This is a genomic window from Microbacterium sp. str. 'China' (assembly GCF_002993305.1).
GTDB lineage: Bacteria > Actinomycetota > Actinomycetes > Actinomycetales > Microbacteriaceae > Microbacterium > Microbacterium paraoxydans.
On the sequence record NZ_CP027434.1, the window covers coordinates 377,984 to 400,029 of the forward strand.

The following is a 22,046-nucleotide window of genomic DNA, read 5'->3' on the forward strand; positions in this document are numbered from 1 at the left end:
ATGACCGTTCCCACCACCGCAGCGAACACGGCGCCGGACGGATCGGCCGTCGTCTCCGGCATGCCCGAGACCGCCACGCTGCGCACCCCGCCGGCGGGAGCGCCGCCGCGCACGACCTTCTGGTCGCAGCTCGCGCAGGCGTTCGCGATGTTCCGCAACCCCAAGTCGATCGCCGGGCTCCTCATCCTCGGTGCGTTCGTGCTCATCGCGATCTTCGCCCCGTGGATCGCCCCGTACGGGCCGACCCAGAAGGACCGCACGGCGCTGCGTCAGCCGCCCTCCTGGGAGCACTGGCTGGGCACGACGCACATGGGCGAAGACGTGCTGAGCCAGATCATCTACGGCACCCGCGGCGTGATCGTCGTCGGCTTCCTCGCGGCGTTCATCGCCACGATCATCGCGATCACGATCGGTGTGATCGCCGGCTACGTGCGCGGCTGGAAGAGCGAGTCGCTGTCGGCGCTGACCAACGTGTTCCTGGTGATCCCCGGCATCCCGCTGATCATCATCATCGCCTCGCAGTTCGAGAACCCACCGCTGATCGTGATCGCCGCGGTGCTCGGGATCACCGGGTGGGCGTGGGGCGCCCGCGTGCTCCGAGCGCAGACCATGTCGCTGCGCAACCGCGACTTCATCCAGGCCGCCCGAGCGAACGGCGAGCCGCTGCGCCGCATCATCACGGTCGAGATGCTCCCGAACCTCATGGCGCTCATCGCGTCGAGCTTCGTCGGCACCGTGACCGCGGCCATCCTCGGCCTCACGACCCTGGCCTTCATCGGCGTGATCCCGGTCAGCAACCTCAACTGGGGGACGATCCTGTTCTGGGCGCAGCAGAACGGCGCCTTCCCGCGGCTGTGGTGGTGGTACGTGCCGGCAGGGCTGTGCATCGCGATCATCGGCGTCGCGCTCTCGCTCATCAACTTCGGCATCGACGAGTACGTCAACCCGCGACTGCGCTCGGCCGGTGAGCGGGCCAGGGCGATGAAGAAGAAGGGGCTGAACGTGAACGACGCCGTCACGGTCGTCCGCAGCGTGCCCCTGCCGGAGAAGAGCCCCGATCCCGTATCGTCGGCGACCTCGCCTGCCGCTTCCGGCGCCACCGACCCCACGAACACCGCGACACCGCACACGAACCAGAACACGAAGTGATGACCTCTCAGACTCTGACCACGCAGCTCCCGTACCAGGACCCCGCTCTCTCGATCCGCGAACGCGTGGCCGACCTCCTCAGCCGGATGACGGTGGACGAGAAGGTCGGGCAGATGCTCCAGCTCGACGCCCGCGACGACATCGACGACCACGTCCTCCGGCGGCACGCGGGATCGATCCTGCACGCCTCGGACGAGCGTCTGCGGCGGGCCGCCGCCCTGGTCGCGCAGACCCGGCTCGGCATCCCGCTGCTCGTGGGCGAGGACTGCATCCACGGCCACTCGTTCTGGCCCGGAGGCACGATCTACCCCACGCAGCTCGGCATGGCGGCGTCCTGGGACCCGGCGCTCGTCGAGCGCGTGGCGCGGGCGACGGCCGAGGAGGTCGCCGTGACCGGCATCCACTGGACGTTCTCGCCGGTGCTGTGCATCGCCCGCGACCTGCGCTGGGGGCGGGTCGGGGAGACGTTCGGCGAGGACCCGTTCCTCATCGGGGAGCTGGCTTCGGCCATGGTGCGCGGCTATCAGGGCGACGGCCTCGACGACCCGACCGCGATCCTCGCGACGGCCAAGCACTTCGCCGGCTACTCGGAGACGCAGGGCGGCCGCGACGCCAGCGAGGCGGACATCTCCCCGCGCAAGCTGCGCTCCTGGTTCCTGCCGCCGTTCGAGCGGGTCGCCCGCGAGGGCTGCCGGACGTTCATGCTCGGCTACCAGACGACCGACGGGGTGCCGATCACGCTGAACGAGTGGCTGCTCAGCGACGTGCTCCGCGGCGAGTGGGGCTACACCGGCACGCTCATCACCGACTGGGACAACGTGGGCCGGATGGTGTGGGAGCAGCAGGTGCAGCCCGACCTCACCCATGCCGCGGCCGCGGCCGTGCGCGCCGGGAACGACATGGTGATGACCACGCCAGGATTCTTCGAGGGGGCGCTGGACGCGGTCGCCCGGGGGCTGCTGCCGGAGGACGCCTTCGACGACGCGGTCTCCCGCATCCTCACGCTGAAGTTCGAGCTCGGACTCTTCGAAGACCCGCGGCTGCCCCGCGACGACGTGTCCGCCGTGGTCGGCAGCGCCGCGCACGCGGACCTCAACCTCGAGATCGCGCGCCGTTCCCTCGTGCTGCTCGAGAACGACGGCGTGCTGCCGCTGGATGCCGCGGCACCCCTGCGGGTGGCGGTGACCGGGCCGCTCGCGGACGACGCGCAGACGCAGCTCGGCGACTGGGCCGGCGGTTCGGGCCAGGCGGGCTGGCTCGACGGACAGCCCCGCGAGATGATCACGACCGTGCTCGACGGCCTCCGTGCAGTGGACGCGTGGACGGTCACGCATGCGCACGGCGCCGACATCCTCACGCTCGCCGACGACCCCCGCGGCACGCATTTCCCGGACAACCAGCCGCGTCCTCCCGTGGTGCAGCCGTGCCCGCCGGATCCTGCGCTCATCGCGGAGGCGGTGGCCGCCGCCGAGGCCGCCGACGTCGTGGTCGCGGTGGTCGGCGATCGCATCGAGCTCGTGGGCGAGGGGCGGTCCACGGCCACGCTGGAGCTCATCGGCGGCCAGAACGCCCTGCTCGACGCCCTCATCGAGACCGGGAAGCCCGTCGTCGTGGTGCTGCTGGCGTCCAAGCCCCTCGTGCTCCCGCCCTCGGTGCAGCGGGCGGCGGCGGTGGTCTGGGCCGCCAACCCGGGCATGCAGGGCGGGCGGGCGCTCGCCGACATCGTCACGGGTGCCGTGGAGCCCTCGGGACGGCTGCCGATCTCGTTCGCGCGGCACGTCGGGCAGCAGCCGACCTACTACAACCAGATCCGCGGTCAGCACGGCGACCGCTACGCCGACCTCACCCAGGCGCCGGCGTGGGCCTTCGGCGAGGGCCGGTCGTACACGACCGTGGCGTACGCGGAGCTGGAGCTGGAGCAGACGGAGCTGCGCCTCGGCGACACCGTGGTGGGGCACGTGACCGTGACGAACACGGGGGACCGGCCCGTCCGCGAGACCGTGCAGGCGTACGTGCGGGACGAGGTGACGAGCGTGAGCTGGACCGACCGCGAGCTCAAGGCCTTCCGGCAGGTCGACCTCGCGCCGGGGGAGAGCACGCGCGTGCGGATCGAGGTCCCCGTCGCCGACTGCACGATCGTGACCGCCGCCGGAGTCCGGACCGTGGAGCCGGGCGCCTTCACCCTCCTCGTCGGCCCCAGCTCCCGCGAGGAGCACCTCCTCCCCGCCTCCTTCGAGATCTCCCCGTCCTGATTCGCCGAGACCCCGCTTCCCCGCCGAGACCCCGTCGTGTCCGCGCAGCGGAGGCGGGGTCTCGGCGCGGAAGCGGGGTCTCGGCCTCGATTTGACCTCAAGTGCGCTTGAGGTTTTACGGTGGAGGGCGTGAGTGGGACAGAGAAGAAGTCGCGATGACGTACGTGATCGCACTGCCATGCGTCGATCTCAAGGACAAGGCCTGCATCGACGAATGCCCGGTCGACTGCATCTATGAGGGGGAGCGGTCGCTCTACATCCACCCGGATGAGTGCGTGGACTGCGGAGCGTGCGAGCCGGTGTGCCCCGTCGAGGCGATCTACTACGAGGACGACCTCCCAGACGAGTGGCAGGACTACTACAAGGCCAACGTCGAGTTCTTCGACGAGATCGGCTCGCCCGGCGGCGCCGCCCGCACCGGACTCATCCGGCACGACCACCCCCTCATCGCCGCGCTCCCGCCGCAGGAGGTGCACGAGTGACCCCGCGCATCGCGATCGTCGGCGCGGGACCCGCAGGCATCTACGCCGCCGACCTCCTCCGGGCGCAGGTGCCGGAGGCGGCCATCGACCTGTACGAGAAGCTCCCCGCTCCGTACGGGCTCGTCCGCTACGGCGTCGCCCCCGACCACCCGCGCATCCGCAAGATCATCGATGCGCTGCACGACGTGCTCCTCCAGCCCGGCATCGGGCTGCGCGCCAACGTCGAGGTCGGCGTCGATGTGACGGTCGACGAGCTCCGCCGGGCGTGCGACGGCGTCGTGATCGCGACCGGAGCCGACCGTGACGTGGCGTTCGACGTGCCGGGAGCCGACCTTCCCGGATCGTTCGGCGCCGCGGATTTCGTGGCCTGGTACGACGCGCACCCCGACGTCGCGCGGGGCTGGGGCCTGGAGGCGGAGGCCGTGGCCGTGCTCGGGGCGGGCAACGTCGCCCTCGACGTCACGCGCATCCTCGCGAAGCACGCCGCGGCGCTGGAGTCGACCGACACCCCCGACCACATCCTCGACGCGCTCGCCGCGAGCCGGGTCCGCGACGTGCACCTGTTCGCCCGTCGCGGTCCGGCCGATGTGCGTTTCTCCGCTCTGGAGCTGCGCGAGCTCGGGGAGCAGCACGACGTGGAGGTGATCGTCGATCCCGCCGACCTCGAGCTCGACGACCACGCCGCCCGCATGCTGGAGCAGTTCTCGCAGCGCCGCATCATCGTGCGCACCCTCACGGAATGGGCGCAGCGTCCGTCCACCGAAGCCTCCCGGCGCATCCACCTGCACTTCCGGCATCGACCCGTCCGCGTCCTCGGCACGGACCGTGTGGAGGGCATCGAGTTCGAGCGCACGGCCTCCGATCCGCTCGGCCGCATGATCGGCACCGGCGAGCTCGTGCGGTACGAGGTCGGCGCCGTCTACCGGGCGATCGGCTACCTCTCCTCGCCCGTGCCCGGCGTGCCGTTCGACGCGGCGCGGGGCATCGTTCCGAACGCGGAGGGACGGGTGCTCGATGCCGACGGCACGCCCGTCCCGGGCCTCTACGCGACCGGCTGGATCAAGCGCGGGCCGATCGGGCTCATCGGCTCGACCAAGTCCGACGCCGCGCAGACCGTGCAGCATCTCGTGGAGGACCTCGCCGCGACGCCGTCCGCCCGCATCGACCGGGACCCGCCCCTGGACCTCCCCGGCGTGGTGGACTGGGAGGGTTGGTTGCGCATCGACGAGGCCGAGCGCCGCGCCGGAGCCGTCCGCGGCCGGGAGCGCACGAAGCTCGTCGACCGCGCGGCCATGCGCGCCCACGCGACCCCCACCCCCATCCCTCTCGAGGAGAGCACCCGATGACCCCCGACCCGCACACCACCCCGCACCCCGCCGCTCCGGTGCCCACGCCGGTCGGGGAGGGACTCAAGGCGGCGTTCCGCACCCATCCCGCCGGTGTCGCCATCATCACGGCGCAGGGTCCGGACGGCCCCGTCGGCCTCACGGCGTCGAGCGTGTCGTCGGTCGCGGTCGACCCGGCGGCGATCGTGTTCTCGGTGACCAGGGCGACCGGAAGCGCCGGGGCCATCCTCGGCGCCGAGACCTTCGTCGTGCACCTCATCGACGACGAGCACTCCGCGCTCGCCCAGAGCTTCGCGGTGAGCGGTTCCGAGCGCTTCACGCCCGAGCAGGGCTGGACGACGCTGCCGACCGGCGAGCCGCACCTGGCCGAGGCCCGTGTGGCCCTGCGCTGCCGGGCGATCCAGACCGTGCCCGTCGGCTCGTCGACCGTGGTGATCGCCGAGGTGCTCGAGGTGCTCACCGGCCGCCCCGCCCGCCCGCTCGTCTACATCGACCGCCGATTCCACGCCCTGTCCCACGACACCGCCCTCTGACCCCGTCACGAAAGGAACCACCATGTCCACTCCGTACACGCTCCCCGAGCTGCCCTACGACTACTCGGCGCTGGAGCCGCACATCTCCGGCAAGATCATGGAGCTGCACCACTCCAAGCACCACCAGGCCTACGTGACCGGCGCGAACACGGCGCTGGAGCAGCTCGCGGCGGCCCGCGACAGCGGCGACCTCGGAGCGGTGAACAAGCTCGAGAAGGACCTCGCGTTCAACCTCGGCGGCCACATCAACCACTCCGTGTTCTGGCAGAACCTCTCGCCCGAGGGCGGCGGGGCTCCGGAGGGCGAGCTCTCGGCGGCTCTCGCGGACTCGTTCGGGTCGATCGACGGCTTCCGCGCGCACTTCACCGCGACGGCCCTCGGCGTGCAGGGCTCCGGCTGGGCCGTGCTGGCCTGGGACTCGGTGGGCGCTCGCCCCGTGATCTTCCAGCTCTTCGACCAGCAGGGGAACGCGCCGCTCGGCGTCATCCCGCTGCTGCAGCTCGACGTGTGGGAGCACGCCTACTACCTCGACTACCTCAACGTGCGGGCGGACTACGTCAAGGCGTTCTGGAACCTCGTGAACTGGCCCGACGTGCAGCGCCGCTTCGAGACGGCGCGCACCGCGACCGCGGGTCTCCTCGTCCCCTGACCGCACCCCACCCTCGCCGACCCGGCCCCTTGCGTGCGCCCCGGCCCGTTGCGATCGTCCGCAACGGGCCGGGGTGGCCGCAAGGGGCCGGGTCGCGTTCAGGCGAGGGTGAGGAAGAGCTTCTCCAGGTCGGGGAGCGGGACGGCGTCGTCCTGCGCGGGGTCCTCCAGGCAGGTCTTCATGGCGGAGGCGATGATCTGGAACCCGGCCTTGTCCAACGCGGAGGTCACGGCGGCCAGCTGCGTGACGACGGCCCGGCAGTCGCCGCCGCTCTCGACCGCGGTGATCACGGCGCCGAGCTGTCCCTGTGCGCGCTTGAGGCGGTTGGCGATCTTGCGCTGCGTGTCGGTGTCGACGGTGGTCATGGTCTCTCCCTGAAGGCCGGCTGTGCGCTCCACTATACCCCCGGGGGTATAGTGTCTGCATACCCACCGGGGTATCGAGTGAGGAGAGAACACATGTGTCGAGCAGTCCGTTGCCGTACCTGCGGGAAGACCACCTGGGCGGGGTGCGGCCAGCACGTCGATGCCGTCCGCCGCACCGTGCCGGCGTCGGACTGGTGTACGGGCCACCCGAAGGACGAGGCCAAGGGCGGTCTCCTGTCCCGGTTGTTCGGCCGATGAGCGCGCCGCTCCGCGTCGTCATCGTCGGTGGCGTCGCCGGCGGCATGTCGGCGGCGACCCGGCTCCGGCGGCTCGATGAGTCCGCGCAGATCGTCGTCTTCGAGCGCGGGCCCGAGGTCTCCTACGCCAACTGCGGCCTGCCCTACTACGTGGGCGGCGTGATCGAGGAGCGCGACGCCCTCCTGCTGCAGACCCCGGAGTCGCTGCACCGCCGCTTCCGGCTCGACGTCCGCGTCCGTCACGACGTCGTCGGCATCGACACCGCGCGCAAGAGGGTCGAGGTCGTCGATCTCGACAGCGGCCGTCGGAGCGCCCACCCGTACGACCGCCTCGTGCTCGCCACCGGTGCCCGGCCCCGCGGCGACGAGCCGACCGGAGCCCTCCCCGCGCGGAGCCTGCGGACCGTGGCCGATGCCGATGCGATCGACGCAGCCCTCCGCCCCGGGCTGCCGGTGGTCGTGGTGGGCGGCGGATACACGGGGCTCGAAGCGGTGGAGAACCTCGTCGCCCGAGGCGCCGCGGTCACCCTGGTGCAACGCGGTGCCCAGCTGCTCGCCCCGCTGGATCCGGAGATGGCCTCCCCCCTGGCGGCCGAGGTCCGGCGCCGCGGAGTTGACGTGCGACTCGGCGTCGAGGTCGTGGCCACGGCCGCGGATTCCGTGACCCTGAGCGACGGTGCCACCCTCGCTGCGGAGTTCCTCGTCGATGCCTCCGGGGTCGTGCCCGAGGTCGGACTCGCCCGCGCCGCCGGGATCCGTCTTGGCGAGACCGGCGGCATCGCGGTCGACGAGGCCTGCCGCACCAGTGCCCCGGACGTCTTCGCGGTCGGCGACGGCGTCGAGAAGGCCGACCTCATCGGCGGCGGTGCGGCGCTGGTGACCATGGCCGGTCTCGCCAACCGCCACGGCCGCATGGTGGCCGACGTCATCGCGGGTCGGGAGGCGTCGGCGCGCCCCGCCCTCGGCACCGGCATCGTGCAGGTGTTCGGCCTCGCCGCCGCGAAGACCGGCTGGAGCGAGAAGCAGCTCCGTGCCGCGGGCCGCGAGTTCTTCGCCGTGCACGTGCACCCGGCGTCGCACGCCGGCTACTACCCGGGCGCGGAGACCCTGTCGATGAAGCTCCTCGCCGACCCCGCCACCGACCGCATCCTCGGGGTGCAGATCGTGGGTCGTGACGGCGTGGACAAGCGGATCGACGTCATCGCGACGGCGCTGCAGGCGGGCGTCACCGCCTCCGGTCTCGCGCACCTGGAGCTCGCGTACGCTCCGCAGTTCGGCTCCGCGAAGGACGCCGTGAACATCCTCGGCTATGTGGCCGAGAACACCCGCAACGGCACCACGCCGACCGTCCAGTGGCACGAGCTCGACGACGCCCTGCAGGCGGGATCGACCCTCATCGACGTCCGCTCCGCGGCCGAGCATGCGAACGGCGCCATCCCCGGCGCGCGGAACATCCCGCTGGACGAGTTGCGCGACCGTCTCGACGAACTGCCGGACGGCCCCCTCGTGGTGCACTGCCAGGTCGGCCTGCGGGGGCACATCGCCACCCGGCTGCTGCGGCAGCACGGGCGCGAGGTGCGCAATCTCGACGGCGGCTACCGCACCTGGCGGGACGCGACCGCAGGCTCCTGAGCTCGACGCGTTCACAACTCAGGAGAACCGGCGCACCTGCGCCCGTCAGGGCCGGAACCGCGGTCTCCGCGCGCCGTACTCCTGAGTTGTGAACGCCGCCCGGCTCAGATGAGCCGGGCGGTCGTGCCGCGGACGTTGAGCTCGTACGGAAGGGCGGCGGGCGGGCGCACGGCTTCCGGGTCGGTGAGCTTCGCGAGGACCGCATCGGCCGCCCGCTCGCCCTGCCCGAGCGGGAACTGGTCGACCGTGGTGAGGCGGAAGAAATCGCCGAGCTCATGGCCGTCGATGCCCACGATGGACAGATCGCCCGGCACCGCGAAGCCGAGGTCGCGGGCGGCGAGGAGCGCCCCGATCGCCATCTCGTCCGAGGCGGCGAACACCGCGGTGGGACGCGGCCCCGGGCGCCCGAGGAGCTGCTTCGCGGCGCGGTAGCCGCCCTCGACCGTGAAGTCGGCCGGCTCCAGGAACGCGGGGTTCAGGGGGACGCCGGCCCTCGCCAGTGCCCTCTCGAAGCCGAGCCGGCGGTTCGTGGGGATGTGGAAGTCGATGTCGAACTCGGGATTCGCGCCGATGTGGGCGATCTCCGTGTGTCCGAGCCCGAGCAGGTGCTCCGTCGCGAGCTGGGCCACGGCGACGTCGTCGACCGTGAGGGTGTCGAGCTTCGGGTTCGGGCCCCCGATCGCGATCACGGGGAGCCCGAGGTCGAGGAGCTGCTGGGTCTCGTCCTCGTCCAGCTCGATGGACACGGCGATCACGGCGTCCACGCGCTGGCGGCGCAGGAACGTGTCGAAGACGTGGCGGCGCACGTCCTTGTCGGCGGTGATGTTGTAGAGCGTGATGTCGTACCCGGCGCGCATGAGCGCGGCGGACACCCCGGACAGCACGGTGCTGAAGAACCAGCGGTCGAGGAACGGCACGACGACCCCGATGTTGCGCGTGCGCCCCGACGCCAGGCTCGAGGCGCGGGAGGACACCACGTACCCGAGGGACGCGGCGGCCGCCTGCACGCGCTCGCGCGCCGACTCGGACACGTGCCCGCGGCCGCTCAGCGCGCGGGAGACCGTCGCGGTGGAGACGCCGGCGAGCCGGGCGACCTCGTCGATGCTCGCCATCGTCTGTCCTTCGGATCGGAGACGCCCGTGCCACGCCCCGGGTGGAGCGCGTCACGGGCGCAGCGGGTGTCAGGCCTTGGTGTACCAGACGGCGGTGTCGACGGGGACCTCGGGGCCGTCGAACGGCTGGCTGCGGAGCAAGACGACCGCGCCTTCCGGGAAGTCGAGCGGAGCCGTGCCGAGGTTCGCCAGCACGTGCACCTCGCCGCGACGGAAGGCGACGGCATCGGGACCGGCGTCCTCCCACACCAGCGACCCGGTGCCGAATCCGAACTCGCGACGGCCGGCGAGCAGACGCTTGTACAGGGCCAGGGTCGACGCCGGGTCGACCTCCTCGACGTCCCGGGCGTAGGCCGCCCAGTCCGCGGGCTGCGGGAGCCACGAGAGGCCGGTGTCGTTGAAGCCGAAGGCGGGAGCCTCCGCCTCCCACGGCAGCGGCACGCGGCAGCCGTCGCGGCCGTAGCGCTCGCCGTTCGTGCGGAACCACGTCGGGTCCTGACGGTACTCGTCCGGGATCTCCATGGCCTCGGGCAGCCCGAGCTCCTCGCCCTGGTACAGGTAGGCCGAGCCGGGCAGCGCGAGCATCAGCGTGGTGGCGGCGCGGGCGCGGGCGAGGCCGATGGCGGTGTCGGGCTTGTCCGGGGTGTTCGGGCCGATGCCCTCGCCCTGCGGGTTGTCGATCGTGAGGGCCAGGCGCGTGGCGTGCCGGACGACGTCGTGGTTGGACAGCACCCAGGTGCTGGGGGCGCCGACCGCGCCGAACGCGTCCAGCGACTCGCGGATCACGTCGCCGAGCGCCTTCGCGTCCCACGCCGTCATCAGGTACGGGAAGTTGAAGGTCTGGTGCATCTCGTCCGGACGCACCCAGAGCGCGGTCTCCTTCAGTGTCGGCATCCAGGCCTCGCCGCACAGGGCGCGGTCGCCGTCGTACTCGGCGAGCACCTTGTGCCAGTCCCGGTAGATCTCGTGCACGCCGTCCTGACCCCAGTACGGCACGTTCGACTCGCCGCCGCCCATGGAGTCGGCGTCGGTCGGCGGCGTGTAATCAGGCAGCCCTTCGGTCTTGATCATGCCGTGGGCGACGTCGACCCGGAAGCCGTCGACGCCGCGGTCGAGCCAGAAGCGCAGGATCGAGCGGAACTCCTCCTGCACCTCCTCGTTGTTCCAGTCGAAGTCCGGCTGCGTCGCGTCGAAGATGTGCAGGTACCACTGGCCGGGGGTGCCGTCGGCCTCCGTGACGCGCTGCCACATGCCGCCGCCGAACACCGACTCCCAGTTGTTCGGGGGCAGCTCGCCGTTCTCGCCGCGGCCGTCGCGGAAGATGTAGCGCGCGCGCTCCGGGCTGCCGGGCGCCGCCTTGAGCGCCTCCTGGAACCACGGGTGCTGGTCGGAGGAGTGGTTGGGGACGAGGTCGACGATCACCCGGATGCCGCGGGCGTGGGCGGATGCCAGCATCTCGTCGAAGTCGGCCAGCGTGCCGAACAACGGGTCGACGTCGCGGTAGTCGGCCACGTCGTAGCCGGCGTCGCGCTGCGGGCTCGTCATGAACGGGCTGAGCCAGATCGCGTCGACGCCGAGCTCCTGCAGGGCGTCGAGGCGGCTCGTGATGCCCGGCAGGTCGCCGATGCCGTCGCCCGACGCGTCCGCGAAGGAGCGGGGGTAGATCTGGTAGATGACGGCGCTGCGCCACCACTCGGAACCGGGGGCTGCGATCTGTTCGAGCTGTGCCATGCGATCAGGCTACTGCAAACGCTTACAGTCCCGCCACCACAGGTATCGAAACGGTTCGGAGCCCTCTCTCCCCCTCTCCGCCGACCCACCCCTTTCCGTCCGACCCACCCCCTTGTGGACGACCGGAACGGGCAGGGAGGAACGGAAGGGGGTGGGTCGACGGGGGATGAGGGGACGAGGGTCAGGGCGTGGGCATGCCGCCGTTGACGTTCAGGGTCTCGCCGAGCACGTAGCTCGACTCCGGGGAGGCGAGGAAGACGTAGGCGGGGGCGAGTTCGGCGGGCTGACCCATCCGGCCGAGCGGAGTGTCCTGGCCGAACTGCGCGATCTTCTCCTGCGGCTGCCCGTCGCTCGGCTGCAGCGGGGTCCAGATCGGTCCCGGAGCCACGGCGTTCACGCGGATGCCCTTCGGCGCGAGCTGCTGGGCGAGGCCCTTCGTGAACGCGTTGATGGTCGACTTCGTCGAGGCGTAGTCGACGAGGATGTCCGACGGCGAGTAGGCCTGGATCGACGTCGTGTTGATGATCGTCGACCCTGCGGGGAGGTGCGGCAGGGCGGCCTTCGTGATCCAGAACATCGCGTACACGTTGGTCTTGAACGTGTCGTCGAACTGCTCGTCGGTCACATCGGTGAGGGACTCCTGGAAGACCTGCTTGCCGCCGTTGTTGACGAGGATGTCGAGTCCGCCGAGCGCCGCGACGGCCTCGGCCACCAGGGTGCGGCAGTACTCCGGGTCGCGCAGGTCGCCGGGGATCGTGGCGACGGTCGCTCCCGCGTCGCGGAGGATGCCGGCGATGCGGCTCGCGTCCTCCTCCTCTTCCGGGAGGTAGGAGATCGCGACATCGGCGCCCTCGCGGGCGAACGCGATCGCGGTGGCCGCGCCGATGCCCGAGTCGCCGCCGGTGATGAGTGCCTTGCGCCCGGTCAGCCGTCCGGTGCCGCGGTACGACTCCTCGCCGAGGTCGGCCTTCGGAGTGAGGTCGGCGTCGAGACCGGGCTCGCGCATGTGCTGCTTCTGCGGCTGGATGTCGGCGTAGAGCTCGACCGGGTTGGTGAAGGTGTACTGGTCGCGGGACATGGGGTGTCCTTTCCGGGAGGTCGGGGACGGGATGACCATCGTGCGCGCCGTGCTCCGGGTGCGGCAAACGCCTTGCACGCATCCGGTCGCTTTGGTACACGCGCATGTGGCCGAAAGACACTTCCCCTGGTGCCTCTTGTCATGACAGGGTGACGAGCATCCCCCGTGTCGCTCGCGGCATGTCCCCCGGGGGTCCTGCCGTCGAGAGGTCGTGATGTCCGCTTCCGCCCGCCGATCCGCGCCCTGGGCGGTCGTGGCCGCGCTCGTCGTCGGCGCCGTGCTCGTCGGCGCCGCCCCCGCCGTGTCCGACGCGTTCGGTGCCCGCGCGCAGCCCCCGGCCGACCCGGTGAACGACCCCGCGGCTTCGGTCGCGCTCGCGTACGAGTTCCTCGACGCGCGGGTCGACGAGTTCTGCGACGGCGAGGGCCGCTGCCTGCCGCGCAGCTACGAGGGCGGGTTCTTCACCACGCCGTCGTGGGACTTCACCCCCTCCTTCGTGTACGACGACGCCCTCGTCGTGATCGCCTACACGGCCCGCGGCCTGCCGGAGGACCTGCGCCGCGCGCGGGTCGTCGCGGACACCCTCCTCTTCGTGCAGGAGAACGACCCCGTCGGCGACGGCCGCGTCCGCACCTCGTACGAGCCGCACGGCATCCGTCAGGGCCGGATGGAGATCACCGGGCCCGGCACCTTCACCGGCAATCAGGCCTGGGTGGGCATGGCGCTCGCCCGCCTCTTCCACGCCACGGGGGAGGCACGGTATCTCGACGGCGCGGTGCGCATCGCGGAGTGGATCCAGGACAACACCGCCGACATGACGCGGGCACCCTACGGTTACACCGGCGGGCAGACCGATGCCGGGGTGCCGCTGGAGTGGAAATCCACCGAGCACAACAGCGACATCGCGGGGTTCTTCACGCAGCTCGCCCAGCTCACGGACGACGGGGTGTGGGCGGAGCGCGCGGCGGTGGCGGCCGGATTCGTCGCGGCGATGCAGAGCGCCGATGGGCACGTGGACACCGGGACGCTGCTCGACGGCAGCACGATCAACACCCGTCCCATCCCGCTCGACGCGCAGACGTGGAGCCTGCTCGGCACCGGGGACGCCCGATACGGCTCGGCCGTGGACTGGACGCTCGCGCACCTCGTGGCCCAGGACGGACCGTACCGGGGCCCGTCGATCAGTGACGTGGACGTGTCGAAGGTCTGGTTCGAGGGCAGCGGGCACCTCGCCCTCGCGCTGCAGGAGCGAGGAGCCGCCGGCGACCAGAAGCGCGCGGAGGAGCTGCTGGCCGACATCCGGCTGGTGCAGCGCGACGCACCCAACGGCGACGGCAAGGGCATCGTGGCGACCTCGACGGACGGACTCGACTCCGGGTTCGGCGACCTCTACTACGCGAGCCTGCACACCGGCACGACGGCCTGGTACCTGCTCGCGGCCGTCGGCGACAACCCGTTCCGTCTCCCCTGACCTCGCCTGTCGACCCGGCCCCTTACGGTCGCCCCGGCCCGTTCCGCCCGCCCACAACGGGGTGGGAGGCGCGCAGAGGGGTGGGTCGAGGGAGGTGTCAGGCGGCGACGCGGGCGACGGCGGCGATCGCGCTCGTGAAGAAGTCGAGGCCGTCCACGCCGCTGCGCATCGCGACAGCGGTGTCCGGACCGAATCCGGGCTCCGTGGCGTGCTCGGGGTGCGGCATGAGCCCCACGACGTTGCCCGCCTCATTCGTCAGCCCCGCGATGTCGCGCAGCGAGCCGTTCGGGTTCACGCCGGCGTAGCGGAACGCCACGAGACCCTCGCCCTCGATGCGGTCGAGCGTCTGCTCGTCGGCGATGTAGCCGCCGTCCGCGTTCTTCAGCGGGATCACGATCTCCTGGCCGGTGCGGAAGGCGTTGGTCCAGGCGGTGTCGGAGTTCTCGACCGTGAGCTTCTGGTCGCGGCGCACGAAGTGCTGGTGGTTGTTGCGGATCAGTCCGCCGGGCAGCAGGTGCGCCTCGACGAGCATCTGGAAGCCGTTGCAGATGCCGAGGACGGGCATGCCCTTCGCGGCGGCGTCCTTGACCTCGTTCATGATGGGCGAGAGGGCCGCGATGGCTCCGGCGCGGAGGTAGTCGCCGTAGCTGAACCCGCCGGGGAGGACGAGGGCGTCGACACCCTCGAGGTCGTGCGAGCCGTGCCACAGGGCGACCGGCTCGGCTCCCGCGATGCGGACGGCGCGCTGCGCGTCGACGTCGTCCAGCGAGCCGGGGAAGGTGACGACGCCGATGCGGACGGTCACTCCGCCACCTCGACGCCCACGACGTCCTCGATCACGGCGTTCGACAGGACCTCGTCGGCGATGCGGCGGGCCTCGGCGAGGACCTCGTCGGTGACCTCGCCCTCGACCGTGAGCTCGAAGCGCTTGCCGATGCGGACGTCGGTGAAGCCTTCGACGCCCAGGCGGGCGAAGGCGCCGGAGACGGCCTTCCCCTGCGGGTCGAGCAGTTCGGGCTTGGGCATGACGTCGACGACGATGGTGGGCATGACGGCTCCAAGAGTCGCGGGCGGACGGGCGGGTTCAGTCTACCGCTCGTCGATGCTCCGCTGAGACCCCGGGCACTCGCCCACACCCCGTCCTGCGCGCGCCGCTATCCCGGGGTGTCGGCGAGAAACCGGGGTCTCGGGTCAGGAGTGGAAGACGGTGTGGAGGTCGCCGACCGTGTCGCGGCCGCCGAGGCCGTCGATCTCGAAGAGCACCGAGATGCCGGCGACGTGGCTGCCGAGACGCTCCACGAGCTGCCGACCGGCGGCCAGGGTGCCCCCGGTGGCGAGCACGTCGTCGATGAGGAGGACGCGGGAGCCCACGGGCAGGTCGTCGTGCATCTCGATGGTCGCCGTGCCGTACTCGAGGGCGTAGTCGACGGAGGCGGCGGGGCGGGGGAGCTTGCCGGCCTTGCGGATCGGGATCAGCCCGACGCCCGCGGCGATGGCGGCGGCCCCGGCGAGGATGAAGCCCCGCGCCTCGATGCCGGCCACCACGTCGAACTGCCCCGCGAAGGGCTCGATGATCGCCTCGGTCGTCACGCGGAGGGCCTCGGCGTCGGCGAGGAGCGGCGTGATGTCGCGGAAGATGATGCCGGGCTCCGGGTAGTCCGGGATGCTGCGGATCAGGGATTCGGCGCGGGCGAGGGCAGGGGAGAGGGTGGCTTCGGGCACCGGACAAGGGTACGCCGGTTCACAACTCCGGAGAATTCGCGGGCTCCGGGCCGGCGGCGCTCGAACGGCGGCATCGGATCCCAGTTCTCCTGAGTTGTGAACGGGGACCGGCGGCCATCCCGCACCCTTGACATCGTGGGAGCGCTCCCATAGAGTTCACGACAACCTTGTGGGAGCGCTCCCACAAGCCCCCACGCACCACCACCCGCACGAACCCACAAAGGAGTGAACCGTGAACTCACGTGCCCGCACCCGGATCCTGGCGACAGCCGCCGTGGCATCCGTCTCCGCCCTCGCCCTCGCCGGCTGCTCCGGCAGCACCGGCGGCGACGGCGACTCCGGCGCCAGCGCCGACGAGAAGGTCACACTGACCGTCACCACCTTCGGTACCTTCGGCTACGACGACCTCTACAAGGAGTACGAGAAGGCGCACCCGAACGTGACGATCGAGGCGACCAACATCGACACCGGTGGCAACGCCCGCACCGACGCCTTCACCAAGATCGCCGCCGGCTCCGGACTCAGCGACATCGTCGCGATCGAGGAGGGCTGGCTCGGCGCCATCATGGACGTCTCGGACACCTTCGTCGACCTGCGCGACTACGGCATCGAGGACCGCAAGGACGACTGGGTCGACTGGAAGTACGGCCAGGCGACCGACGCCGAGGGCCGCGTCATCGGCTACGGCACCGACATCGGCCCGAGCGGCATCTGCTACAACGGCGCGGCGTTCGAGGCCGCCGGCCTGCCCAGCGACCGCGAGTCGGTCGCTGAGCTGCTGAACGGGGACTGGGAGAACTACTTCCAGGTCGGCGCCGACTACACGGCCAAGACCGGCAAGGCCTGGTACGACCACTCCGGCTTCGTCTGGAACGCCATGGTCAACCAGCTCGACGAGGGCTACTACACCGCCGACGGCGAGCTGAACGTCGAGGGCAACGACGAGCTCCAGGAGCGCTTCGAGCTCCTCGGCGCCGCGACCGAGGGCGGCCAGTCCGCGGCGCAGACCGCGTGGGACTGGAACGGCGGCAAGTCGTTCGTCGACGGCACCTTCGCCACCTTCGTCTGCCCCGGCTGGATGCTCGGCGTCGTGCAGGGCCAGGTCGAGGCCGGTGGCGGCGACGCGTCGACCGGCTGGGACTTCGCCGACGTCTTCCCCGGCGGCGCGGCCAACTGGGGCGGCGCGTTCCTCTCGATCCCGGAGTCGTCGGAGCACAAGGAGGCCGCGGCCGAGCTCGCCGACTGGTTGACGCAGCCCGAGCAGCAGGTGAAGCAGTCCGCCGCCGCCGGCAACTTCCCGTCGACCATCAAGGCGCAGGAGTCCCTCGCCGAGGAGGCCACGCCCAACGAGTTCTTCAACGACGCGCCGACCGGTGCCATCCTCGCCGAGCGTGCCAAGGGCGTCGTCGCACAGTTCAAGGGCGCCGATGACTCGGTGATCCAGGAGAACGTCTTCGGGCCGGCGCTGAGCGCGCTCGACCGCGGCGAGACCGACACGCAGGGCGCCTGGGACCAGGCGATCGGCCTCCTGAACGACCTCGTCGGCTGATCATCTCGCTTCGACAGGCTCAGCGACCCAGAGGGGACGCTCAGCGCCCCAGAGGGGATGCTCAGCGCCCCAGAGGGGACGCTCAGCGACCCAGAGGGGACGCTCAGCGCCCCAGAGGGGATGCTCAGCGCCCCGAGTGGGTGGCTGAGCCTGTCGAAGCCCGGCTAAGGACACGCCCATGACCCTCACCGCCCCGCCGGCGGAGCCGCAGGCCGCCGCCCCCGCAGCGGCGGATGCTCCGCCGCGACGCTCCTGGCGCACCCGCGTCTCCCGTTTCGACCACCGCGCCTCGCCGTACTTCTACATCTCCCCGTTCTTCCTCCTCTTCGGGCTCATCGGCCTCTTCCCGCTGCTGTACACGGTGTGGGTCGCGGTCCACGAGTGGGACCTGTTGAAGGGCGAGGGACCGTTCGTCGGCTTCGGCAACTTCGCGGCGATCCTCGGCGACGGCATGTTCTGGAACTCCATCCGCAACACGCTGAGCATCTTCCTGCTCTCCGCCATCCCGCAGCTCGCCGTCGCGCTGGTGATCGCGTACCTGCTGGACCGCGGGCTGCGGACGCCGACGTTCTGGCGGATGAGCGTCCTCATCCCCTTCGTGGTGACGCCGGTCGCCGTGGCGATCATCTTCTCCAGCATCTTCAACGAGGCGGACGGGCTGGCCAACAACCTCCTCAACCTCGTCGGCATCGCCGATCAGCAGTGGAAGCACGACACGGTCCTGTCGCACATCGCGATCGCCGTCATGGTGAATTTCCGCTGGACCGGCTACAACGCCCTCATCCTCCTCGCCGCGATGCAGGCCGTGCCGCGCGACCTCTACGAATCGGCCGCGCTCGACGGTGCCGGGGCGGTGCGGCGGTTCTTCGCCATCACGATCCCCACCATCCGTCCCACGCTGATCTTCGTCATCATCACCGCGACCATCGGCGGTCTGCAGATCTTCGCCGAACCGCGGCTGTTCGACGTCTCCACCGCGGGCGGCATCGGCGGCAGCGATCGGCAGTTCCAGACCACCGTGCTGTTCCTCTGGGAACTGGCGTTCTTCCGCCGGAACCTCGGGGAGGCCTCGGCCGTCGCGATCCTGCTCTTCCTGCTGATCGTCGCGATCGGCCTCATCAACTTCCTGATCTCCCGGCGCATCGCCACCGGAGACGCCCCGAAGAACCGCGCGGCCCGACGCCGCATCCGCCCGACTGGGAAGGAGGAGGCGCGATGACCGCCACCCAGGCCCTCAGCGTGCCGGAGCGCATCCGCCGCCGGCGCGGCACCGCGAGCGGGAGCGCCGGCCTCGGCAGCCGCCCGGGCTTCCTCACCTACGGGCTCCTCGCGGCCTTCGTCATCGGCGGCGCCTATCCGCTGTGGTGGTCGTTCGTCGTCGCGAGCGGGACCAACGCGACCCGCGGCGAGACCCTGCCCCTCATCCCCGGCGGCAACTTCCTCGCGAACGCGGCGAAGGTGTTCGACGCGATCCCGTTCTGGCTCGCCCTGGGCAACTCGTTGCTCATCTCGACGATCATCACGATCTCCGTCGTCACGTTCTCGACCCTGGCCGGCTACGCGTTCGCGAAGCTCCGCTTCCGCGGGCGGGACGGCCTCATGGTGTTCGTGATCGCGACCATGGCCATCCCCACGCAGCTCGGCATCATCCCGCTGTTCATGCTGATGCGCGAACTCGGCTGGACGGGGACGATCGGTGCGGTGATCGTGCCGACCCTCGTCACGGCCTTCGGGGTGTTCTTCATGCGGCAGTACCTCGTGGACGTGATCCCGGACGAGCTCATCGAGGCCGCCAGGGTCGACGGCGCGAACCAGTTCCGCACCTTCCTCACCGTCGGGGTGCCCGCGGCGCGGCCGGCCATGGCGATCCTCGGACTGTTCACGTTCATGACCGCCTGGACCGACTACCTCTGGCCCCTGATCGTGCTCTCCCCCCAGAACCCGACGCTGCAGACGGCGCTCAGCCAGCTGCAGTCCGGCTATTACATCGACTACTCGATCGTGCTCACCGGCGCGGTGCTCGCGACCCTTCCGCTCCTCGTGCTCTTCGTGATCGCGGGGCGGCAGCTGGTCAGTGGCATCATGGCGGGCGCGGTGAAAGGATGACCCCTATGACGCGTGCCTTCCCCTCGGACTTCCTCTTCGGCGCGGCGACCGCGGCCTACCAGATCGAGGGCGCCGCCTTCGAGGACGGGCGGACGGCGTCGATCTGGGACGCCTTCTGCCGGGTGCCGGGGGCCGTGGTCGGCGGCGACGACGGGGATGTGGCGTGCGACCACTACCACCGGTATCCGCAGGACGTCGCGCTGATGAAGCAGCTCGGGCTGCAGACGTACCGCTTCTCCACCTCGTGGTCGCGGGTGCGCCCGGACGGTGGCGCGGTCAACCAGGCGGGGGTCGACTTCTACAGCCGCCTCGTCGACGAGCTCCTCGCGGCCGACATCCTGCCCTGGCTCACGCTGTACCACTGGGACATGCCGCAGGCCCTGCAGGAGGTCGGCGGCTGGACGAACCGTGACGCCGTCGACCGCTTCCTGGAGTACGCGGGCACCATGCACGACGCCCTCGGCGACCGCGTGAACGTGTGGACGACCCTCAACGAGCCGTGGTGCTCGTCCTTCCTCTCCTACACCGGGGGCGAGCACGCCCCGGGGCACACGAGCGTCGCCGAGGGACTGCAGGCCTCGCACCACCTGCTCCTCGCGCACGGTGCGACGGTACGGGAACTCCGCGGTCGCGATGCCTCCCTCAACCTCGGCATCACGCTGAACCACACGGTCGCCGATCCCGCCGATCCGCAGAACCCCGCGGATGTCGACGCGGCCCGGCGGCTGGACGGCCAGTTCAACCGGTGGTTCCTCGACCCCATCTACCGCGGCGCCTACCCCGCCGACACCGTGGAGGACATCCGCGCAGTGGACCCCGAGGCCGTGGCGCGGTTCGAGGCGGCCGTGCACGAGGGCGACCTCGACACCATCGCCCAGCCCATCGACACGCAGGGCGTGAACTACTACCACGGCGACCTCGTGTCCGGCACGGGGCCCGAGGACGCGGCGGTGTCCAGCGGCCCGGAGACGGCGCACGTGACGCGCAGCCCGTATCCCTCGCACGAGGGCATCCACGCGGTTGAGCGCGGGCTGCCCCGCACCGCCCAGGGCTGGGAGGTCCAGCCGGAGGGACTCACGCGACTGCTGCAGCGGCTCTGGACCGAGTACGCCGAGCCCGCGGGCGTGGTGCTCTCGGTGACGGAGAACGGCGCGGCCTACGACGACACCGTCGTGGTGGAGGACGGGGAGACGCGGGTGCCCGATGCCGACCGCACCGCGTTCCTGCGCGCGCACCTCGACGCCGTGCTCGACGCCAGGGACAGTGGCGTGGACGTCCGCGGCTACTTCTACTGGTCCCTCTTCGACAACTTCGAGTGGGCCTGGGGCTACGACAAGCGCTTCGGGATCGTCCGCGTGGACTACGACACCCAGGAGCGGACGGTCAAGGACTCCGGCCGCGAGTACGCCCGGATCATCGCCGCCCGGTCCCTCTGACCCGTTCGAATCGCTCGATTGGCCCCATCTGCGGCCGAAATGGGACCAATCGGGCGATTCGAAGCGGGGGTTTTCACGGCCTGGCTCCGGGTGGATGAGAATGGGGCGATGGAAGAGAGCAAGCGATGATGTCGCCCCGCGCGACCATCGAGGAGGTCGCGGCCGCCGCCGGCGTGTCCCGGTCGACCGTGTCGCGGGTGGTCAACGGGTCGACCGCGGTCAGCCCGGAAGCGCTCGCCGCCGTGCGCGCCGCGATCGACGAGCTCAACTACGTGCCGAACCGCGCCGCGCGCTCGCTCGCCTCCCGGCAGACGCACGCGATCGCCCTCATCGTCCCCGAGGACACGACCCGCTTCTTCGGCGACCCGTTCTTCGCGGCGATCGTGGCCGGCATCACCGGCGCCCTCCGCAGCTCCGACTACCTGCTGAACCTCCTGATCGCGAGCGACGACCCCGGCGACAAGATGACGAGCTTCGTGCGCAATGGCGGCGTCGACGGCGCGCTCATCGTGTCGCACCACACGAGTGACGCGTTCGTCGACCGGATCGCCGACGCGGTCCCCGTGGTCTACGGCGGCCGCCCGGTGCGGCGGGCCGAGGGCGACTACGTGGTCGACGTCGACAACGTCGCCGGGGCGCGGGCGGCCACGCAGCGCCTCGTCGACATCGGACGCACGCGCATCGCCACGATCTCCGGTCCGCTCACGATGCCCTCGTCGACCGACCGCGTGCAGGGGTTCCGCGCCGCGCTCGCCGCCGCGGGGCTGTCTCCCTTCGCGGAGGAGGAGGGCGACTACAGCGAGGCGAGCGGAGCCGATGCCGCCCGACGTCTGCTCGCGGAAGGGCGACCGGACGCGATCTTCGTCGCCAGCGACCTCATGGCCCGCGGAGCGCTCACGGCGCTGCGGGGTGCCGGGGTGCGGGTGCCTGAGGACATCGCACTCGTCGGCTTCGACGACTCCTCGGTGGCCCTCAGTACCGACCCGCCCCTGACGACCATGCGCCAGCCCATGTACGCCCAGGGCGAGGCGATGACGCAGGTGCTGCTCTCCCGGCTTGCCGGCGAGGACCCACCTCGGACGACCATCCTGCCGACCGAGCTCGTCGTCCGCGGCTCCGCCTGAGCCGCACCGACCGCGGACACGGGTGAGGCCCGGTCGCCGAACGACCGGGCCT

At 71.1% G+C, this 22,046-nt stretch carries 20 protein-coding genes; 13 read left to right on the forward strand and 7 right to left on the reverse strand.

The annotated features are described in order from the left end of the window. The 6 genes from C6C15_RS01800 to C6C15_RS01825 all read left to right on the forward strand — a co-directional run bounded on the left by C6C15_RS01800 (position 1) and on the right by C6C15_RS01825 (position 6,411). Positions 1–1,149 (forward strand): ABC transporter permease, encoded by a 1,149-nt coding sequence (locus C6C15_RS01800; protein WP_105949132.1) that lies wholly within the window; start codon positions 1–3, stop codon positions 1,147–1,149. Then, positions 1,149–3,401, forward strand: coding sequence for a glycoside hydrolase family 3 N-terminal domain-containing protein (locus C6C15_RS01805; protein WP_105949133.1), 2,253 nt, complete (start codon positions 1,149–1,151; stop codon positions 3,399–3,401). The genes C6C15_RS01800 and C6C15_RS01805 overlap by 1 nt, the downstream gene beginning before the upstream one ends. 155 nt (positions 3,402–3,556) lie before the next feature. Continuing rightward, on the forward strand, positions 3,557–3,883 hold the full coding sequence (gene fdxA, locus C6C15_RS01810; protein WP_025103996.1) for a ferredoxin: 327 nt from the start codon (positions 3,557–3,559) through the stop codon (positions 3,881–3,883). After that, positions 3,880–5,229, forward strand: a complete 1,350-nt coding sequence (locus C6C15_RS01815) for an FAD-dependent oxidoreductase (protein WP_199787681.1) — start codon at positions 3,880–3,882, stop codon at positions 5,227–5,229. The genes fdxA and C6C15_RS01815 overlap by 4 nt, the downstream gene beginning before the upstream one ends. Then, positions 5,226–5,762, forward strand: a complete 537-nt coding sequence (locus C6C15_RS01820; protein ID WP_174521465.1) for a flavin reductase family protein — start codon at positions 5,226–5,228, stop codon at positions 5,760–5,762. The genes C6C15_RS01815 and C6C15_RS01820 overlap by 4 nt, the downstream gene beginning before the upstream one ends. 22 nt (positions 5,763–5,784) lie before the next feature. Then, a complete protein-coding gene (locus C6C15_RS01825) occupies positions 5,785–6,411 on the forward strand; it encodes a superoxide dismutase (protein ID WP_025103993.1) in 627 nt (208 codons plus the stop codon). 98 nt (positions 6,412–6,509) lie between these two features. On the opposite strand, the gene C6C15_RS01830 is transcribed toward C6C15_RS01825, so the two are convergent. After that, positions 6,510–6,776, reverse strand: coding sequence for a metal-sensitive transcriptional regulator (locus C6C15_RS01830; RefSeq protein WP_105949134.1), 267 nt, complete (start codon positions 6,774–6,776; stop codon positions 6,510–6,512). Between the two features lie 254 nt (positions 6,777–7,030). On the opposite strand from C6C15_RS01830, the gene C6C15_RS01835 reads away from it, so the two are divergent. Then, positions 7,031–8,665, forward strand: a complete 1,635-nt coding sequence (locus tag C6C15_RS01835) for an FAD-dependent oxidoreductase (RefSeq protein ID WP_105949135.1) — start codon at positions 7,031–7,033, stop codon at positions 8,663–8,665. Between the two features lie 104 nt (positions 8,666–8,769). Here the strand turns inward: C6C15_RS01835 and C6C15_RS01840 are convergent, their stop codons facing one another. The 3 genes from C6C15_RS01840 to C6C15_RS01850 form a co-directional block, all read right to left on the reverse strand. After that, positions 8,770–9,777 carry a LacI family DNA-binding transcriptional regulator gene (locus C6C15_RS01840; RefSeq protein WP_105949136.1) on the reverse strand — a complete coding sequence of 336 codons (1,008 nt, stop codon included), beginning with the start codon at positions 9,775–9,777 and terminating at the stop codon, positions 8,770–8,772. Positions 9,778–9,846: 69 nt separating this feature from the next. Further along, positions 9,847–11,508, reverse strand: coding sequence for a glycoside hydrolase family 13 protein (locus tag C6C15_RS01845; RefSeq protein WP_105949137.1), 1,662 nt, complete (start codon positions 11,506–11,508; stop codon positions 9,847–9,849). Positions 11,509–11,689: 181 nt separating this feature from the next. Continuing rightward, a complete protein-coding gene (locus C6C15_RS01850; RefSeq protein ID WP_105949138.1) occupies positions 11,690–12,586 on the reverse strand; it encodes an SDR family oxidoreductase in 897 nt (298 codons plus the stop codon). 214 nt (positions 12,587–12,800) lie between these two features. Here C6C15_RS01850 and C6C15_RS01855 point away from each other — a divergent pair, with 214 nt between their 5' ends. After that, positions 12,801–14,057: a hypothetical protein gene (locus tag C6C15_RS01855; RefSeq protein ID WP_105949139.1), complete on the forward strand. Its 1,257-nt coding sequence runs from the start codon at positions 12,801–12,803 to the stop codon at positions 14,055–14,057. Positions 14,058–14,154: 97 nt separating this feature from the next. Here C6C15_RS01855 and purQ read toward each other — a convergent pair whose 3' ends face one another. The 3 genes from purQ to C6C15_RS01870 all read right to left on the reverse strand — a co-directional run bounded on the left by purQ (position 14,155) and on the right by C6C15_RS01870 (position 15,779). Next, a complete protein-coding gene (purQ, locus tag C6C15_RS01860; protein WP_060922862.1) occupies positions 14,155–14,862 on the reverse strand; it encodes a phosphoribosylformylglycinamidine synthase subunit PurQ in 708 nt (235 codons plus the stop codon). Continuing rightward, positions 14,859–15,107 (reverse strand): phosphoribosylformylglycinamidine synthase subunit PurS, encoded by a 249-nt coding sequence (gene purS, locus C6C15_RS01865; protein ID WP_025103985.1) that lies wholly within the window; start codon positions 15,105–15,107, stop codon positions 14,859–14,861. Before purS ends, purQ begins: the two co-directional genes overlap by 4 nt. Positions 15,108–15,248: 141 nt before the next feature. Beyond that, positions 15,249–15,779: an adenine phosphoribosyltransferase gene (locus C6C15_RS01870; protein WP_105949140.1), complete on the reverse strand. Its 531-nt coding sequence runs from the start codon at positions 15,777–15,779 to the stop codon at positions 15,249–15,251. 232 nt (positions 15,780–16,011) lie between these two features. Between C6C15_RS01870 and C6C15_RS01875 the strand changes: the two genes are divergently transcribed. The 5 genes from C6C15_RS01875 (at position 16,012) to C6C15_RS01895 (ending at position 21,994) form a co-directional block, all read left to right on the forward strand. Further along, a complete protein-coding gene (locus C6C15_RS01875) occupies positions 16,012–17,328 on the forward strand; it encodes an ABC transporter substrate-binding protein (protein WP_060922864.1) in 1,317 nt (438 codons plus the stop codon). Between the two features lie 178 nt (positions 17,329–17,506). Then, on the forward strand, positions 17,507–18,547 hold the full coding sequence (locus C6C15_RS01880; RefSeq protein ID WP_025103982.1) for a carbohydrate ABC transporter permease: 1,041 nt from the start codon (positions 17,507–17,509) through the stop codon (positions 18,545–18,547). Continuing rightward, entirely contained in the window at positions 18,544–19,434 is an 891-nt protein-coding gene (locus C6C15_RS01885; RefSeq protein WP_105949141.1) for a carbohydrate ABC transporter permease, read from the forward strand. The genes C6C15_RS01880 and C6C15_RS01885 overlap by 4 nt, the downstream gene beginning before the upstream one ends. A gap of 5 nt (positions 19,435–19,439) precedes the next feature. Then, the gene (locus C6C15_RS01890; RefSeq protein ID WP_199787682.1) at positions 19,440–20,870 is read left to right on the forward strand and encodes a GH1 family beta-glucosidase; all 1,431 of its coding nucleotides are present in this window, start codon (positions 19,440–19,442) and stop codon (positions 20,868–20,870) included. 128 nt (positions 20,871–20,998) lie between these two features. After that, a complete protein-coding gene (locus C6C15_RS01895; protein WP_105950733.1) occupies positions 20,999–21,994 on the forward strand; it encodes a LacI family DNA-binding transcriptional regulator in 996 nt (331 codons plus the stop codon). The last annotated feature ends 52 nt before the right edge of the window (positions 21,995–22,046 follow it).